This window comes from Rhizobium sp. L43 (assembly GCF_002531725.1).
GTDB lineage: Bacteria > Pseudomonadota > Alphaproteobacteria > Rhizobiales > Rhizobiaceae > Rhizobium.
Genome location: NZ_NWSQ01000024.1, coordinates 37,082 through 52,124, shown reverse-complemented (window position 1 = coordinate 52,124; position 15,043 = coordinate 37,082). Strand labels below are relative to the sequence as shown.

The window sequence follows — 15,043 nt, the reverse complement described above, 5'->3', positions numbered from 1 at the left end:
TGACGCTCAATGGGGATTATGAGCCCGTAGACGCTTGGATCAAGGCGAACACTCGCCGCTGGTTCAAGTAACAGATTGCCGCGCATCTACCAAATGGATGCGCGGCAAATCAAACAAAAATATCGCATTTCGAGCGCCTTTGAGCGTATATTAATAAATAGAACGTAATGCTTCTGTCTGGAAAACGAGGTCGTTACAGACTATCGGCAGATGGAAGCACTTATCTCCAAGATGAATCAAGTGAAGACCCTGCATGTTTCCAGACAGATGCAGGGTTTTTCTTTATCAAGGAGATTATAATGTCTGGACAACCTAATAATACCGACAATTTTGAAGACGAGATTGTCAAGGAACTGCGCACGCAGTTTGCCAATGGCAAGGAAATCGACGTTTTCGAAACCGCAATACAGCTAGATCTGCGCCCTGAAATGAAGGCGGTCAAGAAGTGGTTTCTCGACAACTCGATCTGTGACAAAGCCGAATACGCAGGCGCGCTCAAGCAGGCTCGCATCAAGCGAGAACTCGGCTACATCCCCAAGACTGCCGTCGAATACGTGGATAAGTGGATCGCCCACAACAAGATCAGCGTCAACTACCAGCAGATTATGAAGCAGGAGATTCCTGCGCAACTCGATGGAGTCGAGGTCACAGCGGATGCCCGCAAGGATAAGACCATCGACGGCATCGCCCGTATCATCGAAAACAGCGAGATCAATATCGCTACGCTAGGCCGCGATCTCCGATTGAAGGCTGCGGAACTCGGGCTGCGTTTCCGTGATTCTGAAATCTCCGATGCTATCGACAAATGGTTTGAAACGGCGCTGAATCGCCGTGTGGTCGATGTCTTCGCGCAGATCGCTTTTACGGGCTCTCCGAAGGCCAAGGATAAGCTAGATGCATGGGATGCAGTAGCTAGTCAGTTTGAGGTTTCCGAGACGTCAGCGGCTTTCGTTGTGGCGGTTCTGCAAAAATTCATCTGGCAGGTAAAGCGCAAGATGATCGGACTGCCAATCAGCAATCACTTGATGCCGGTGATTTTGGGTCCGCAAGGCGTGGGCAAGTCTACGTTCGTGCGCGATATCATGTTGCAGCCGGTCGAGGAACTGACAGGTGCGACCGATTTTAAAATGATTGAGGAAGACCGCAACACCGAGCAGTGGCGCAATTACGTGCTGTTTCTGGACGAGATGGGTTTCGCCGGTAAAGCGGATATCGATGCGGTCAAAAACAAGATCACGGCGCCGAGCGTGACCGGTCGCCCGATGCGCACGAACTCGAATGTGCAGTATCGCCAGAACGCAACATTCATCGGCTGCTCGAACAAGGAACTTAACCAGCTTATCCGAGACGAGACCGGTAACCGCCGATTTGTCGCGCTGCGTTATTCCTCTACGCCGGATTGGTCGCTGACGAAGGGGCTCAATCCCATCCTGTTGTGGAACTCCGTAGACGAGCATGGAGCGGACCCCACCACAAGCATTACTGACCAGCTGCGCGAGCAGCAGGAATACGTCAGGGAGCGTTCTGTGGTCGAGCAGTGGCTTGACGAGCATAAGGTTCCGTCGTCGTGGATCGGCAAGCGCAAGAAGGCGAAGGAACTCTACGACGAATTCAAGCCGTGGGCTGAGACTTACACGGCTGGTCGCGTTTGGGACTTGAACAATTTCAGCAAGGAAATGGTTCGCCTGATCCGCTCCGGTCAGGTCACAAATTGGTCGATCGGATCGCAGGGTGGGGCAAATGTTTATATCCCAAGCTGACAGAGATCGTCCTGGCTTCTGACATCGCCGTAGCTAAGAAAAAGTGGGGGAGTGCCCCACTTTTTTTGTGGCTGGATTGGTGTCCCCCACCCTGTCAAAACCCTTATTTTCCAGTGCTTCTAGCGTCTTAGGGTGGGGGAAGTGGGGGAAGTGGGTCACTTTTCATTAGATGCGATTTCGCATGTCATTCTGTTTCCGGCTAATTGGAAATTGAGCGTTTTCCCCCACTCTGCCCCACTTCCCCCACTTCTGGAAGAAATGGCTATGCCAAATTAAAATAATTTGTGGGCTATTCCAAAAATTATTCTTTGTCCCCATCCGATTGATTTAGACGAGAACTCGACCCGCAGCCAGAAGCTGGCAGTAAAGGCAAAGATATATTGCGATTTGACTGCCAGATTTGTTAAATTTGATAAATAATAACGTAGATAACAAGAAGGAGCAAACTCCCAATGGCAAAGTTTAAAAATTCATCCATCGACACAAAAGCAGAGTTTGAAACGATGCGTCTCAGCATCATCGAGCGCCACCTTGCTGGTGAAGATCCAATTACACCGTTCATGAAGTCGATGAAGGAGACGGAGTTCAGCAAAAAGGTTAGCGCTGCACTCTCTGGTACCGACGAGGAATACACCGACTTTCTCGGCTATATTCGTAAGAGAAATGCAGAGGGAGGTAACTCCTAATGGCAAAGAAAGGCGAAAAACTAACACCGGAACACCGCGCTGCACTAGATGCGGGCCGTTCGAAAGCACTCAAAGGGCGCAAGCAAAGTCCCGAGCATGTCGCGGCTCGTTTCGAAGGTATGGCACGTGTCCGCGCAGCTACCGTCCGAGTGTCGCGGAATGATGCGGCGATGCTTGAAGTGCTTCGCAAATTCTGGACCACATACTGTTATGTAAGGAGCGAGGCATCATCAAGAGGAAATTCCGTCTCGTTTTCCATTAGTGAGCAAGGAACAGTCTCCAACTTTGCGGCTGTACTTACTCGAAACAATATTCTGTCCAACGAATTGGCAAGTTTCACTAACCTGACCGACGCGTGGCTCGACGGTCAGGACGTTTTACTCGCCAAGCTGGCGCAGGAGTAGGACGATGGACAAGAAGATTAATTATAGGCCGTCACAATCATCGTTGACTACAACTTCCTACGAGCGTGATGCAGCATTCGACATCGAAAAAGTCATCGAGAACCAGTCCTATCTTGAAGACCGTATTTTGGATCTTCATGCGAAAATCGACAGTCTGTTTCCGCCGAAGACTACGCCTGACGATCTGATCAACGTGCATCCCGGTAGAGTAGTCTCCTCAGAAGCGTCCAAGATTGCAGCCTTTTGGGAAAGGCTCAACGAGGAAGAACGCTCGAACAACGAGCGTTATGTTCAGAAATTTTTCGATCAGAAATAAAACTAAGAAGAAGGAAAACACCCCATGCAAATCGCGGATATTTTTGAAACCACCCCCACGCAGGCAACGGCCCCGGCAACGCTTGTAGCCCGAAGTGAACTCATTGAGCGACCATCCAAGCACACCCAGCGAAACGTCCGATACGTTCGCCTTTGCGATGCCGAGCACGCGGAACTTCTATCCTACGTGAGTGCGATGAACATCATGAGGACCGACAAGAGCGATCCGACCTCGTTTATCACACTGAATAATATCCTCGACCGTAGCAGCGGGATTTGGGGAAGCCGCTTGCGTAAGTTCAGCACGCTTCGTGAAGTCCTCGACGGTGTAACCGAGAAACTTGCCCGCGCTCATAAGTGGGTGAAGGGTCGCCGTGGTGAAGACCTCAGCGTTGAACAGCTAACGGCGATCAACGTGATCATCACGGCGATGGGCTGCACTTGTATCGCTATCCCGGCGAAGGAGGCTTGATCATGAGTAATAATCCGAACGGAAATTCGTTCGCTAAGCAGATCGCGGAATTGGAAGCGCAGAGGAAAGTAGCCCTTGAAGCACTGATTGGCAGTGGCGGCTACGCCAACACCTCACGGCCTTCACAAAGTGCGATGAAAGCAATGGGCGGCTTTGCTTCAATCTTTAAGCACTTCTACAAAGACGCTCGGCCCGCAGTCGAGCGTATTCTGACTCTTGCGACAAAGGCCGACATTGCAAAATTCGAGGAACGTGTGGATGCAGAGCATTGGAAGGTAATCCGTGACGAACTTTGTGAAATGGCGGATTGGTACGCAGCGCACAAAGATGCTGATTACATAGACGATCAAACCCATCGGCCCTACGATGAACGCGAAGCGTACCTGAAGCATATGCTCGATGCATTCGAGCGAGGTGACCGATTCATTGTTGCGAAACTCTCCTACGATGGAGGTGAGGCATGAAAATCGAAAACGCAGACCGTTACAAGCAACTCATGTTCAACGAAAGAGATGTCGACAAACAGTGGGACAAGCAGGTTTGGTTTTGGAACCGACCAAAGATTGTGCGTTTCTGGATCGAGTTGATTGGTCAGGTCGACGTGTTTGAATTCGGTGAATCTATGAAACCAGTGCTGGCAGAGTTCAAGGCGCTGCACGGCATCGGTATGGATTCGGATCTTCGAAAAATCAAGGTAGCGTTCCCCGACAAGAAGCAGGCGATGCTCTTCAAACTTGCTCATGGTGGCGGGCAATAACTAACTGAAACAACATTTTCATAAGAACAAAAAGGATAAGAAAATGATCATTACACGTGACCGTACAATTCAGGACTTTGCACTTTTCGAAGGCGACACAGGTGCTCTAAAGCCGCTCAAGTTTACCCGCGCAGAGGGCGGCGAGTTCGTAGACTGGGCCAACTTTAAGGCTGGTGACAACGTTCAGACCATCGTTCTCGATGACAACTTGACGACTTGGAATGACCGCGACGGCATTACAGTCGTAGGTCCGGCGCTCGAAGTATTCTTGGCAGGCCCGGTAAATGAAGAACCCGTAGTAGAAGCAGTCGAGCCGGTCGAGGAAACGCCAGTGGCCGAATCCACCCCAGCAGAGGTCGAAGCGATCACTGTAGAAGCGCCAAAGAAGAAGGCTTCACCTCGCAAGAAGAAGACTGTCTAACGGTCTCTTGCAGAGGCCAATCGATGGCAATACGATAATCATGTGACGATTTAATTCGATCTCTCGTCACCCACTAAAGCCGCTGCGTGGTCAATCCGCAGCGGCTTTTTCTTTGCGTCATTCGGTATATACTGGATGGCTATTAACAGTGCATCTGAACAACTCATCAAGTCTTTCGAGGCTTGCAAACTAACCTGCTACGCGGACGCTATCGGCGTTCCAACCATCGGATGGGGCACGACCAAGGGCCTCAAGAAATCCGACATCGGCAAAAAGACCATCACTCAAAGTGAAGCCGACAGGCTGTTCTCGCGCGATGTCGCGCAATTCGAGAAAGCCGTTCTCGGACTAGTCAAAGTCCCACTTACGCCGAACCAATTCGGCGCGCTCGTGTCGTTCACTTACAATTGCGGCAGCGCGAACCTTGCGGCAAGCACCTTGTTGAAGAAGGTCAACGCCAAGGACTTCGCTGGCGCAGCCAATGAGTTTGCCCGATGGAACAAGGCAGGCGGTCAAGTCCTCGCTGGCCTTACTCGTCGCCGCGCAGCAGAAGCCACTTTGTTCGCCACCCCGTAATCGCCAAGGAGAAGCCAATGCGACCGATTACCGACGCCCCAAACCCGCTCGATCCAGAAACCGGACAGAGCATCCGCCTTGAAGCATTCACCCGCGAACCTGATGGCCCATGGATCATGATTGAGGATCGACAGCGCGGAGAAGGCTTTGTCGCCGTGCGTTACGCGGACGGCACTATCTGGGATTCAGTGCTGGCTGATGCTGGCGGAGACGGCTGGCGATAACGCCCGTTACACGCGCAAGTAGGGCCTAAAGTGGCGGATTTACCCGAAGTAGGTAAATAGAGGGATATCAATTTCGAGGTACACTTATGGCAACAACTACCCCAGCTATCACCGCAACTAATGCGGATTGGACACTTGTAGCAGATGGATCGACTACAGCGACAATCGGCTTGCAGATCGACCCAACTACTCCGAGCGTACAGATTGCAATCGCAAGCGCAAAACCATCAGTTACGAGCAACGACTTTATCGTTCTACAGCGGGAACGCGATACTTCGGTTAGCATTGATCTGGCTACAACTGACAAGGTCTATGCGAAGAGCCCATCAAGTGCAGCTGCCACAGTGCGAGCAATTCTTGGCGGTCGCTAATGGGCATTAAGTGGCGCTTCAATTTGTGGAATCATGGGGGTTCATCGGCTCCCACGGTTAACAGCGTGAAACTTGTCGCAGAAGGCGACTCGATCACCGCTGGCAACCTCGTGGATAACCCAGAGACAAATGCGTACCCCGCCGTCGCAGTCGCAGGTATTCCAAATCCCCCGACAATCACGCTCGCTAACATCGGCACGACAGGCACACTTGCGTTGCAGATGAACGAGGATTTCGACACGCGTAGTGGTGCCGAATATGACGCTAGCAAGGACCTCAACGTGTTCACGATCCTAGCAGGGGCGAACGATAAAAACCTCACCTACGCGGACAAAGAAATCTATCTGAACCTGCGCAGCGTTCTCCATAAGGCAAAGGCCAAGGGTTTCGACCGCCGACTAATCGGTACACTCATCGCTACGGACGAGGACGCAAACGAGTATCGTCAGTGGGGCGGCGATATCCTATTGAACCAACTTATCCGGCAGTATTGGAACTCCGATCTGGACGCCGATGGCATTTTCGATTTCGGCAGTGATCCGCATTTCGATGAGATCGCGGACGCTGACGACCTCACATACTACGACGCGGATAAGGTTCACCCTACACAGGCGGGCCATGTGGTTTTGGCCGCCATTTATAAGCCGGTGGTAGCCGCTGCTATTGCAGGCCCAACTGCGCGAGTCGAACTACCGGCAACATGGTTTGAGGTCGATTGTTCCAGCGAACTCGCTTTGAAGAACGGAGATCGCACCGCATATTGGCCCGTCGAGGGTTTCACCAACGCCAGTGTACGCGGGGCGAGGGGAAAGAGCCAGGGCAAGTGGTATTTCGAAACCCAACACAAGGTTGTCGATACCACAACCGGCGTCGGCCTGATGAATATCGATTTCGCTGGCAACTTGTTCGCAAATTGGAACGACATCGGCAATGACCCGAACTCCATCGGCTACATGGGCAATGAAGGGGAAATCCGATATAATGGCACGAACCTCGCCACGATGGGACAAATCCTAGACACCGACGTAATCGCCATAGCATTCGATGCAGATGCACATTTGGTTTGGTTCCGACGGAATAGTGGGAATTGGAACGGCGATGCACTTGCTGATCCCGCAACAGGCATGGGCGGCATTGATATCTCCGCATTGGGCACAGGCCCGCTCTATCCAGTTGGGTTCATCTTGAACAGCGGTTGCGAGATCACCTCACGATTTGCAGCTGGTGAGACTACAGGGACAATTCCCACAGGCTTCACAGTGATCGGCGCATAAATAAGCACGGAAAAGGTATCCTCTTTTCTGAGCATTGGTTTTGGATGAACTTTCCTAGGGCAAATCCAAAACGAGTAACAATATTTGGGCCACCACTCGATCAAACGGGTGGTGTTTCCATATCAGACGTAGAAGCGGTCGCCGTGGACGCCATCGGGGATATCCGCCTCGGTGTGGCAGACGAGCAATAGCAGGGCCATCGACATACGAAACGTCGCAAAGTGCGCGCTCATGTTCATCGTATCTCCTGCGTACACGCTGGAATACTCGAACTGATCGGCAACCCGAAACTTGCCCATTTCCAACGTCTGACCCTCACCGAACAAGCCGAGAGCATCCTTGGGCATGTCGCCGGTAAACGCATCGACATTGCTGAACCGAGCAACGACAACCACGGCACCCTTCGGCGCAATGCAGCGGGTAATCTCATAGTGAAGGGCCAGCCCGAGTTTCACCGCAAACGCACTGATAGACTTAGTGCAGATAGGCCCGCCGACATTGAGGAAATTCCACGAGGGAAGCAGAGCAGCCTGATTACCCAACCGCTGCAAATGGCCGAGTTGATCGGTGTTCATTTCCGCGTGGAAACCCGGATTGTGCTGTTCGGCTGCCCGCATCAGTTTCTTGAATTCGGCGCGTTGAATGCGGGTGGTCGGATCGGGATAAAACCGCGACAATACGGCAAATACAGTCTCGGCTTTTCGGGTGGAATCTTGGCATGGCTGGCAAGAGGGAAACTCTAGTCCTTTGGGTCGGTGCTTCCCATCAAACAGAACCCGAGAAGGCATATGCTCACGTGTGGTTGCCCGAGTAGTTCCTCCGCAAAATACGCAGAGTGGTTGGGCAGCGATCATCTGTTGTGTTCGGGTGAGAGGTTCACTCATTTAACGATGAGCCGCACGCGATTTCCCCCGGCAAACTCGATCTGTTTCTGTCGAGCCAAATTCTCCAGCGCAAACACGATCTCATCCTGCGTATAACCCTGAGCAACTAGGTCAGGTCCGATCAACAAGAGATCGATCGGATCTCCATTGGGAACCCGCGTTTGTAGCTGTGAGATAATCTCTTCGGTGATAGGCTTGAGCATCCAACAAAGATAGAACAGACGTGGAACATCTGCAATACGAGTATCAGGGGAAAAGGTCATGACGCTTAAGAGAGCGACAGGATCAGCGGCACAACAGCAAACGGAAACTGTCCCTACGGCTCAACAGTCCTTGTGGAATAATCAACAGCAGGCAGCGGCTAAATCAACACATCCAGCCGCACCGCCCTGGCACGAGCCAGACTTTCCGGCCAAACCTTCACGCGCGTTATTTCCACTCGGGGCAAAGGGCAACCGAAAAGATCGCTCGCCCTTTAGTTTTTTCGGCAGCAGACAAAGAACGCACATTCATTGTCAGAGGTTGTCATGCAATACGTTGCTTATTACCGCGTTTCCACTCAACAGCAGGGCAAGTCCGGTCTAGGGCTTGAAGCGCAACGCCGCGCTGTTCTCGATTACACTCGTTGCGATCCGCTCGCCGAGTTTACAGAGGTCGAATCTGGCAAGCGTGATGATCGGCCCGAGTTGGCAAAAGCCCTAGCGCTGGCAGCTGCAAATAAAGCCGTGCTGGTCATTGCAAAGTTGGACCGGCTTTCTCGCGATGTTCACTTCATATCCGGTCTGCTCAAGTCGGGGGTTCCGATTAAAGCCTGTGACATGCCCAACGCGGATAACTTCCAGTTCCACATAATGGCAGCTGTAGCGGAGAAGGAACGCGAGATGATCGCGGACCGGACAAAGGTTGCCATCGCAGCAAAGCGGGCGAGGGGGCAGGAATGGGGCACAAATGCTGCCCGAGTAGAGGAAGCAAACACCTTTGCGGATTCGCTAGCGGAAGTCCTACAGGGGCTCATAGACAGCGGCATCGACAGTCCAGCAGCAATTGCTAAGGCACTTAATGATCGCGCTATACGGACGCCACGTGGTGCCCAATGGGGTACGGGGCAGGTAGTCCGACTGCTAAGCCGTAACGGTTTGAAATAATTCAACTTTTAGGAAGTCTTCGGTTGCCCTGAGTAATCAAAGGCTATTGGACGGATGATGTGGGCAGGCAATAACGCAGGCCTAGATCGAAAGGAACTAGACAATGGCAAACGCACTGGAACTTCTCAAATCAGCGGCAACCGCAGGCGTAGTTGGTGGGCAGAGCCCGCTGGAAATCTTCTACAGCAAGTTGGATCAACAGGTGAAACTCGCTGGTGAGGTCAAGGACGGTAAAACCCATAAAACGCGGTCGCTGTGGTTCCGCAAGGATCGTGATGGTTATGTGGTTCGGATCGGTCGCAATGCTTTCGAGGTCGCTGGTTCGAAACTCTTCCGCGCTGCTGATCTCGATGCAGTGGTTGCGATCCTGACGGCAGCGAAGGAAGCAATCGCCGCTGATGACAAACTGCAAGCGGTGATCGCCAAGCACTCAGCTGAACGGTCGGCTCGGCTGAAGGCTGGACGTGCAAAGAAGGCGAAGAAGTAAACAGCAGTCCACTTGCGCAAGTGGATGGAAGCCCTCGGGAAACCGGGGGCTTTGCCATGCTCTGCAACGTATGGCCTGGCTAAGCAGCGCTGCGCTATCAGAGGGTCCTCAGATTACCTCAGGACTGGCGCGCTGCACGTTTTTGTACGCTGGTGTAGCAAGGGCTTAACGCGCAAGGACGATATGTCTGCTGGACTCTACGGCTTAGTGTCTTACCGAACCTCAGACATATCACTGGCTGGCTTCTGCTTGGCGCTTACTGTGCAGCGTGTGAGGGCAGGGCCGTAGCGAACGGGGCTCTACTGGTCCCAGCGACTGTTTTCCTAGCAGGACCGCACCCTTTGACCCCCCTGCCTGCCCTTCTAAAAAGTCCTATACATCGCCAACCATTTGATATGATTTTTAAACTTTTCAGACGTTGGTTCGCCGTTCAATTCGATAGTCGGTTCCATCCGCTTCATGATCAAAGCGAAAGCGTTTAGCGAGCGGCCATTCGCTAAAACATACGAACATAAAATTCGTTCTTCGCCAGTTCGTGCCTTCAAGGATGTTGGACCAGATCATGTCAATGCCGCCGTACAGCTGGCGAACCTTGATAATGTAGTCGTGATTGCCCCAACCGCTGTCCCACTCATACGCGAGCCAGTACGGGGAACGCGTCTGGAACTCGCCCAGCTGGCGGATGATCATGCCGTAATGCTGCGCCCACTGCTCTGCATTCTCAGGATCATAAATTTCTAATTTTTCGAGATGGCTCTCAAGGAAGTAAAATGATGGCGGCTGCTTGCTAACAGGTGCAGCGCTCATTGCAGCGAACACCCGATCCAATGTTTCTCTTGCGTCCCGCCGCCTTGCGAAATCATGCATCATCTATTCGCACCCTTTGAAAATGATGGAGGTGGCATTCGCGCCACCCCCAGTTAGTGCTTAGCCGCAGCACCTCCAATGCGCCCTGACGTGTTCGAGACGGCCGAACCGAAAGCGGACATAAGAGTGTACCCAATGGCATGCACGAGAGATCTTAGAGGGCATAAGCCCCTCCATCGGATGTCTCGCATTTGACCAGACCGGATGCCTTTGCTAGACTCAAACCGCCAAGAAAGAGGTCTGCTTCGGCATGACCGTATCCCCGAATGGCTTGCGAGACACCTCTGGGTTCTAACTCGCCATTCGGTATTTCTTAATGGGGTGGAGCCTTTGGGTTCCAGACCCGTACAACTCCACCCCATTAAGAGATGATTAAGAGTATCGAAGGAATCCATTCCGCGCAAGATGGACATTCCGGTTTCAACCGTTCTCCCATAAAGTCATTGAAATAACGGGAATATTCCCATACATTCACGACACACATAGGGGAGCCCGGTCATGACGTCCAATATTGCTGAATCGCTAAAAACTCTTTTAAATCAATTATATGAAGAGCGAGACAAGACAAAGGCGCAGCTGGATAGTCTCGAAAAGGCAATTTCCGACATGGAAGGAACATACAGTGAACTACTTTCGCTCACTGTGTCGCCCGTTGTGGAAAAGGTGGATAAGCCGAAAAAAATAACTCTCCGCGTCAAAGGCAAAGTGAGAATCAACCCTTCAAAGGAGAAGGTTGCCAAGATCGTACGGCAGATGCTTGAGGATTCAGACAAGCCTTTGTCGCGCAGCGAAATCTACAAGTCCCTTGACCGGCAGGGGATTAAGATATGGGGGAAAGATCCCGAAATGGTTCTCTCGACAATGCTGTGGAGGGCAGGGCCAGAATTGGGAATCGAGAACAAAAAGGGTGTCGGTTACATTCTAAAGGGCAAGGATTACGGCATTCTTAGCTAGCCTGTATCCTCTGTAGAGGACATTCAGTCCTCTATGTCCTTCACCAGCTCGGCCTCAATAACATTGCCTTCGATAACCGGGGCTTCACTCCGAGTGAGGGTTTTTGCCACATTGTGGGCGTCCAACGCGCTGAGCAGCGCTGACCAATCCTGCTTATGTGTGTGTTCGACATCAACCTGCTGTGTGGGTGCGCCCCATCCGCGATTCAGCATTGCAACCGCACTGTTCACGCGGCTCGCTTCGTTCTTCCCGTTTTTCATCACGTCCACGAGGGTTTCGATTGCCAGCAGCGTATGCGCTTTTGCCGCTTCCTTCACTTCCGGTGGGATCGCGGGTCGGCCATTCAAATTTCCCGACTGTCCTTTGGCGAAGGGCTTGCCGACGACTTTTGGTTTATCGGTCACGCTTCACCTCTTCAATCACTGCCTCGGTGGCTTGTTGCAATGGTATCCACCAAGACAGGGGTTTGCCGCGCTTCGAACTGACGAACTCGGTGAGCAATTCGATTAGCAGTTCCTTTCGCTCATTCGTCATCCGGCACCTCCGATGGAATGATCTTGCCACCGACGTTGCGGATGAAGGCGTCTTCATCATTCGGGTTTTCGAAGTCCAAGTAGAAGACGCATTCTTTCTCGCCCTTATCAGTGGTTTCGAAATCCACGGAGACGAATGTCCACGGCGATGCATCGCTCATGTGCTTGGTGATCCAGCCGCCGTATCGGCGCTCTACCCAATCCCGAATGTTCTCTAGTTCTGACTTTTGCGGGTTGTTCTCGATCTGGCCGAGGATTTCACCTCGCATGTGACCGCCCGCGATAACGAAGCGAATTTTGCTCATTTAGCACTCCCTAAAGCCATATTTAGGCGGAAGCGCTGTTTCCGTGCGTTCTTACACTTTGGCTTCTGGTTGGCTTCTATTTGAGCCTCCATTCCGCCTGTTCCGATTAAATATGGGACGACTACTAAACGGATCGGACAGGGCAGAATGTTCAAAAAATACCTAATCATCGCCGCGCACACGTGGCTCCAGGCGGTGCGCTTTGCTTGAATCTGTTACCGCGTTTCTCCTCTCCATCGGCATCAATCCCACCCATTTTGTAGCTGGTGTAGCCGGGGCAGGCGTCCGCAGTCTGCTCAATAAGGGTGCTTCCAAATGGGAGAAGATTTCAGGTGGTTTCGTCGGAACGTTCTGCGCGGTCTACCTGACACCACTGTTTGTGCAGTGGATGAATCTAGATGCGACCAATCTCTCAACGACCAACGCCGTTGCATTTGGCATCGGCATCATTGGAATGTCATTGGCCGAAGGAGCCGTGCGGATGGCTCAGAATTGGTCGGAGAAACCCCGACTGCCAACGGAAGCAAGTCTCAAGGGTCTAGCCGATGCGGTAAATCCGCAAGAGCCGCCAGCTATCATCGTCCCGCCCATCGATTGCCCAGAGGATGAAAAACCGGAGCCGCATAGAGCCCCGGTTCGCAAACCTCGTCGCCGTAGTTAATCGGCTTTCTGTGCAGGCTTGGCCAAGCCCATTTTGATCAGGCAGTAATAGACGACCATGTAAGCGCCGAATAGCAGCAGAGCGGCATCAAACGCGTAGACGATGACCATTGCCCACAGCGTGTTGTGGGCCATTCCATATAAAAGTAAGCCAATTCCCGCTACCGGGCCGACGATCCACTTGAGCGTCCACCAGATCGCCTTGAAGAACATGAACCAGTGTTCACATGTCATGTATAGGGCGAGCAGTAAAAATATCGTACCGATCCAGCCTAGATGAAGCATAAAACTCTCCTTTTGCAAGTAACAACTGCTCTAAGGATTTAGCCAAACTCCGCTAAGGTCAAGAAAAACAACAGAAATACGTTAATTCCTAAGTTTTCCATAAATATCGGAGTTCAAACAACTTCGGTGTATTGTGGCAAATATTACTCCGCAGCAGATGCAGAAATTGCTCGCTGCTTTCAGAAACGACCCTCAGTTTTTCGCGACTACTATTTTCGGAGGGCAAAACGCCCTCCGTCCAAAGCAGCTAGAATTCTTCGAGAAATTCATTGCAAACGACCACATCACATTCAAAGGCGGTGTTGGCTTCGGCAAGACCCGCGTCATGGCGATTCTGGTCTGGTGGGCGCTGTTTTGCTTCAACGATGTGAAGGTCAATATTTTCGGACCCTCTGAGAAGCAAATTCAAGACAACCTCTGGAACGAGGTTGGTATGCTTTACAATCTCATTCCGAAGGCTCTTGCCGAGGAATTTGAGTACACCCCATCACGCGCCTATCGAATTTCAAGCCGCAACGAGTGCTTCGCCACCTACAGCGCGGCGAACAAGGACAACTTGGGTACGGTTCGCGGTATTCATGCGACCAACAATTTCGTTCTGGTAGACGAAGCCGCCGACGTCCCGAATGTCGTTTTCATGAATCTTGAGAACATCATGTCGGACGTAAATCCGAAACTGGTGGTGGTTTCAAACCCTGCCTACACGAGCGGCTTTTTCTACGACACTTGGGAACACAAGGACATTAGCAAGGCATGGGCGAAGGTGCATGGCCGTATGTCCGACAACCCCAATATGACGCCTTCGAAGTTGGCCGCGTTCACGGCTCTATATGGTGGAGCGGGAACAAACCAGTACCGCGTTATGGTCGAGGGCGAGTTTCCCATCGGTTCGACTAGTGGTGTCATTCCAACCTCAGCGGTCATCGAAGCGATGAATAACGAGGACGCGGTTGCACCTGCTGACAGTCCTATCATTTGGGGTCTCGATCCCAACGGTGGCGGTAAGGACCGATCAATTCTTGTGAAACGTCACGATAACGTGGTTCCCGAAAAGCCTATCGATTTCGGTAATCTCGATGCCGTGCAGTTGGCTCAGGCCGTTTACGATGAGTGGCGCGTCACCCCAATTCAGCAGCGCCCTGTCGAAATTTGCGTTGACGCGAACGGCCCCGGCTATGGCGTCTATACAATGCTGTTCAACATGGGCGTGCCGGTCCGAAAGGTCATGGCTCAGAGTAGCCCGACCCGCGATCCTCAACTGTATTCGCGTATGCGTGACCAGTTGTGGTGGATGTGCCGCGAATGGTTCATCGAAGGCGGAGTTTCCATCCCGAATGATCCTGACTTGCAGCAGGAATTGACCCTCCCGTTTTACGACTACGAAAACGGCGGCAAGATCAAAGTCGAAAGCAAGCCGGAAATTCGCAAGCGCAACAAAAAGTCTCCGGACTTGGCCGACGCGCTTTGTCTTACCTTTGCAAGCACAAAGACTGGCGGTGCGAAAGGTTGGGCTTGGTCGAAGCCAATCGATTACCCCGGTCTCGGCATTTACGAATGAGCCGATAATCCGGCGCTCCGACTAAATATGCGGAGTAGGGAGCGAACCATGACAAACGATAATTCCGCGCTGATCGCAGCGATCGACAACGCCACAGCGGCGATT

The 15,043-nt window shown here is 52.2% G+C and carries 22 protein-coding genes; 16 read left to right on the top strand and 6 right to left on the bottom strand.

Translation table 11 applies throughout. From position 1 onward, the window contains the following. The first annotated feature begins 299 nt into the window (after positions 1-299). From CO667_RS26655 to CO667_RS26605, 11 genes are all read left to right on the top strand, one after another. Complete coding sequence (locus CO667_RS26655) at positions 300-1,760, top strand: VapE domain-containing protein (protein ID WP_179874223.1); 1,461 nt, start codon at positions 300-302, stop codon at positions 1,758-1,760. Between the two features lie 452 nt (positions 1,761-2,212). Further along, on the top strand, positions 2,213-2,446 hold the full coding sequence (locus CO667_RS26650) for a hypothetical protein (protein ID WP_097621281.1): 234 nt from the start codon (positions 2,213-2,215) through the stop codon (positions 2,444-2,446). Continuing rightward, on the top strand, positions 2,446-2,850 hold the full coding sequence (locus CO667_RS26645) for a hypothetical protein (RefSeq protein ID WP_097621280.1): 405 nt from the start codon (positions 2,446-2,448) through the stop codon (positions 2,848-2,850). The genes CO667_RS26650 and CO667_RS26645 overlap by 1 nt, the downstream gene beginning before the upstream one ends. Before the next feature lie 4 nt (positions 2,851-2,854). Then, positions 2,855-3,166, top strand: a complete 312-nt coding sequence (locus CO667_RS26640; RefSeq protein WP_097621279.1) for a hypothetical protein — start codon at positions 2,855-2,857, stop codon at positions 3,164-3,166. A gap of 24 nt (positions 3,167-3,190) precedes the next feature. Next, on the top strand, positions 3,191-3,637 hold the full coding sequence (locus tag CO667_RS26635; RefSeq protein WP_097621278.1) for a hypothetical protein: 447 nt from the start codon (positions 3,191-3,193) through the stop codon (positions 3,635-3,637). Between the two features lie 2 nt (positions 3,638-3,639). Then, entirely contained in the window at positions 3,640-4,101 is a 462-nt protein-coding gene (locus tag CO667_RS26630; protein WP_097621277.1) for a hypothetical protein, read from the top strand. Beyond that, the gene (locus CO667_RS26625; protein ID WP_097621276.1) at positions 4,098-4,394 is read left to right on the top strand and encodes a hypothetical protein; all 297 of its coding nucleotides are present in this window, start codon (positions 4,098-4,100) and stop codon (positions 4,392-4,394) included. Before CO667_RS26630 ends, CO667_RS26625 begins: the two co-directional genes overlap by 4 nt. Positions 4,395-4,437: 43 nt before the next feature. Next, entirely contained in the window at positions 4,438-4,815 is a 378-nt protein-coding gene (locus CO667_RS26620) for a hypothetical protein (RefSeq protein WP_097621275.1), read from the top strand. Positions 4,816-4,950: 135 nt separating this feature from the next. After that, on the top strand, positions 4,951-5,391 hold the full coding sequence (locus CO667_RS26615) for a lysozyme (protein WP_097621274.1): 441 nt from the start codon (positions 4,951-4,953) through the stop codon (positions 5,389-5,391). A 17-nt stretch (positions 5,392-5,408) separates the two neighbouring features. Beyond that, the gene (locus CO667_RS26610; protein ID WP_097621273.1) at positions 5,409-5,615 is read left to right on the top strand and encodes a hypothetical protein; all 207 of its coding nucleotides are present in this window, start codon (positions 5,409-5,411) and stop codon (positions 5,613-5,615) included. A 436-nt stretch (positions 5,616-6,051) separates the two neighbouring features. After that, a complete protein-coding gene (locus tag CO667_RS26605; protein WP_179874222.1) occupies positions 6,052-7,260 on the top strand; it encodes a GDSL-type esterase/lipase family protein in 1,209 nt (402 codons plus the stop codon). Positions 7,261-7,382: 122 nt separating this feature from the next. On the opposite strand, the gene CO667_RS26600 is transcribed toward CO667_RS26605, so the two are convergent. Together CO667_RS26600 and CO667_RS26595 are read right to left on the bottom strand one after the other, a co-directional pair. Then, positions 7,383-7,937 (bottom strand): hypothetical protein, encoded by a 555-nt coding sequence (locus CO667_RS26600; RefSeq protein WP_245433300.1) that lies wholly within the window; start codon positions 7,935-7,937, stop codon positions 7,383-7,385. Positions 7,938-8,140: 203 nt separating this feature from the next. Then, on the bottom strand, positions 8,141-8,407 hold the full coding sequence (locus tag CO667_RS26595; protein ID WP_143540750.1) for a hypothetical protein: 267 nt from the start codon (positions 8,405-8,407) through the stop codon (positions 8,141-8,143). 264 nt (positions 8,408-8,671) lie between these two features. Here CO667_RS26595 and CO667_RS26590 point away from each other — a divergent pair, with 264 nt between their 5' ends. Next, complete coding sequence (locus CO667_RS26590) at positions 8,672-9,289, top strand: recombinase family protein (RefSeq protein ID WP_097621269.1); 618 nt, start codon at positions 8,672-8,674, stop codon at positions 9,287-9,289. A gap of 103 nt (positions 9,290-9,392) precedes the next feature. Continuing rightward, complete coding sequence (locus tag CO667_RS26585) at positions 9,393-9,776, top strand: hypothetical protein (protein ID WP_097621268.1); 384 nt, start codon at positions 9,393-9,395, stop codon at positions 9,774-9,776. A gap of 411 nt (positions 9,777-10,187) precedes the next feature. Here CO667_RS26585 and CO667_RS26580 read toward each other — a convergent pair whose 3' ends face one another. Then, positions 10,188-10,646 carry a hypothetical protein gene (locus tag CO667_RS26580; RefSeq protein WP_097621267.1) on the bottom strand — a complete coding sequence of 153 codons (459 nt, stop codon included), beginning with the start codon at positions 10,644-10,646 and terminating at the stop codon, positions 10,188-10,190. A gap of 495 nt (positions 10,647-11,141) precedes the next feature. Between CO667_RS26580 and CO667_RS26575 the strand changes: the two genes are divergently transcribed. After that, entirely contained in the window at positions 11,142-11,597 is a 456-nt protein-coding gene (locus tag CO667_RS26575; protein ID WP_097621266.1) for a hypothetical protein, read from the top strand. A gap of 23 nt (positions 11,598-11,620) precedes the next feature. Here CO667_RS26575 and CO667_RS26570 read toward each other — a convergent pair whose 3' ends face one another. Both CO667_RS26570 and CO667_RS26565 read right to left on the bottom strand, forming a co-directional pair. Next, the gene (locus CO667_RS26570; protein WP_097621265.1) at positions 11,621-12,001 is read right to left on the bottom strand and encodes a hypothetical protein; all 381 of its coding nucleotides are present in this window, start codon (positions 11,999-12,001) and stop codon (positions 11,621-11,623) included. A 119-nt stretch (positions 12,002-12,120) separates the two neighbouring features. Continuing rightward, positions 12,121-12,435 (bottom strand): hypothetical protein, encoded by a 315-nt coding sequence (locus CO667_RS26565; RefSeq protein WP_097621264.1) that lies wholly within the window; start codon positions 12,433-12,435, stop codon positions 12,121-12,123. 202 nt (positions 12,436-12,637) lie between these two features. Between CO667_RS26565 and CO667_RS26560 the strand changes: the two genes are divergently transcribed. Further along, positions 12,638-13,096, top strand: a complete 459-nt coding sequence (locus tag CO667_RS26560; protein ID WP_097621263.1) for a hypothetical protein — start codon at positions 12,638-12,640, stop codon at positions 13,094-13,096. Here the strand turns inward: CO667_RS26560 and CO667_RS26555 are convergent. After that, positions 13,093-13,380 carry a hypothetical protein gene (locus CO667_RS26555; protein ID WP_097621262.1) on the bottom strand — a complete coding sequence of 96 codons (288 nt, stop codon included), beginning with the start codon at positions 13,378-13,380 and terminating at the stop codon, positions 13,093-13,095. The genes CO667_RS26560 and CO667_RS26555 overlap by 4 nt on opposite strands. Before the next feature lie 157 nt (positions 13,381-13,537). Between CO667_RS26555 and CO667_RS26550 the strand changes: the two genes are divergently transcribed. Next, a complete protein-coding gene (locus CO667_RS26550; RefSeq protein ID WP_097621261.1) occupies positions 13,538-14,938 on the top strand; it encodes a terminase family protein in 1,401 nt (466 codons plus the stop codon). The last annotated feature ends 105 nt before the right edge of the window (positions 14,939-15,043 follow it).

Bases quoted from the DNA above. Each gene is read 5' to 3' on its own strand.
- CO667_RS26585 (WP_097621268.1), top strand. From the start codon at position 9,393: ATGGCAAACGCACTGGAACTTCTCAAATCAGCGGCAACCGCAGGCGTA.
- CO667_RS26550 (WP_097621261.1), top strand. From the start codon at position 13,538: ATGCAGAAATTGCTCGCTGCTTTCAGAAACGACCCTCAGTTTTTCGCG.
- CO667_RS26565 (WP_097621264.1), bottom strand. From the start codon at position 12,435: ATGAGCAAAATTCGCTTCGTTATCGCGGGCGGTCACATGCGAGGTGAA.
- CO667_RS26610 (WP_097621273.1), top strand. From the start codon at position 5,409: ATGCGACCGATTACCGACGCCCCAAACCCGCTCGATCCAGAAACCGGA.
- CO667_RS26580 (WP_097621267.1), bottom strand. From the start codon at position 10,646: ATGATGCATGATTTCGCAAGGCGGCGGGACGCAAGAGAAACATTGGAT.
- CO667_RS26620 (WP_097621275.1), top strand. From the start codon at position 4,438: ATGATCATTACACGTGACCGTACAATTCAGGACTTTGCACTTTTCGAA.
- CO667_RS26645 (WP_097621280.1), top strand. From the start codon at position 2,446: ATGGCAAAGAAAGGCGAAAAACTAACACCGGAACACCGCGCTGCACTA.
- CO667_RS26555 (WP_097621262.1), bottom strand. From the start codon at position 13,380: ATGCTTCATCTAGGCTGGATCGGTACGATATTTTTACTGCTCGCCCTA.
- CO667_RS26630 (WP_097621277.1), top strand. From the start codon at position 3,640: ATGAGTAATAATCCGAACGGAAATTCGTTCGCTAAGCAGATCGCGGAA.
- CO667_RS26590 (WP_097621269.1), top strand. From the start codon at position 8,672: ATGCAATACGTTGCTTATTACCGCGTTTCCACTCAACAGCAGGGCAAG.
- CO667_RS26640 (WP_097621279.1), top strand. From the start codon at position 2,855: ATGGACAAGAAGATTAATTATAGGCCGTCACAATCATCGTTGACTACA.
- CO667_RS26635 (WP_097621278.1), top strand. From the start codon at position 3,191: ATGCAAATCGCGGATATTTTTGAAACCACCCCCACGCAGGCAACGGCC.
- CO667_RS26615 (WP_097621274.1), top strand. From the start codon at position 4,951: ATGGCTATTAACAGTGCATCTGAACAACTCATCAAGTCTTTCGAGGCT.
- CO667_RS26625 (WP_097621276.1), top strand. From the start codon at position 4,098: ATGAAAATCGAAAACGCAGACCGTTACAAGCAACTCATGTTCAACGAA.
- CO667_RS26650 (WP_097621281.1), top strand. From the start codon at position 2,213: ATGGCAAAGTTTAAAAATTCATCCATCGACACAAAAGCAGAGTTTGAA.
- CO667_RS26595 (WP_143540750.1), bottom strand. From the start codon at position 8,407: ATGACCTTTTCCCCTGATACTCGTATTGCAGATGTTCCACGTCTGTTC.
- CO667_RS26655 (WP_179874223.1), top strand. From the start codon at position 300: ATGTCTGGACAACCTAATAATACCGACAATTTTGAAGACGAGATTGTC.
- CO667_RS26575 (WP_097621266.1), top strand. From the start codon at position 11,142: ATGACGTCCAATATTGCTGAATCGCTAAAAACTCTTTTAAATCAATTA.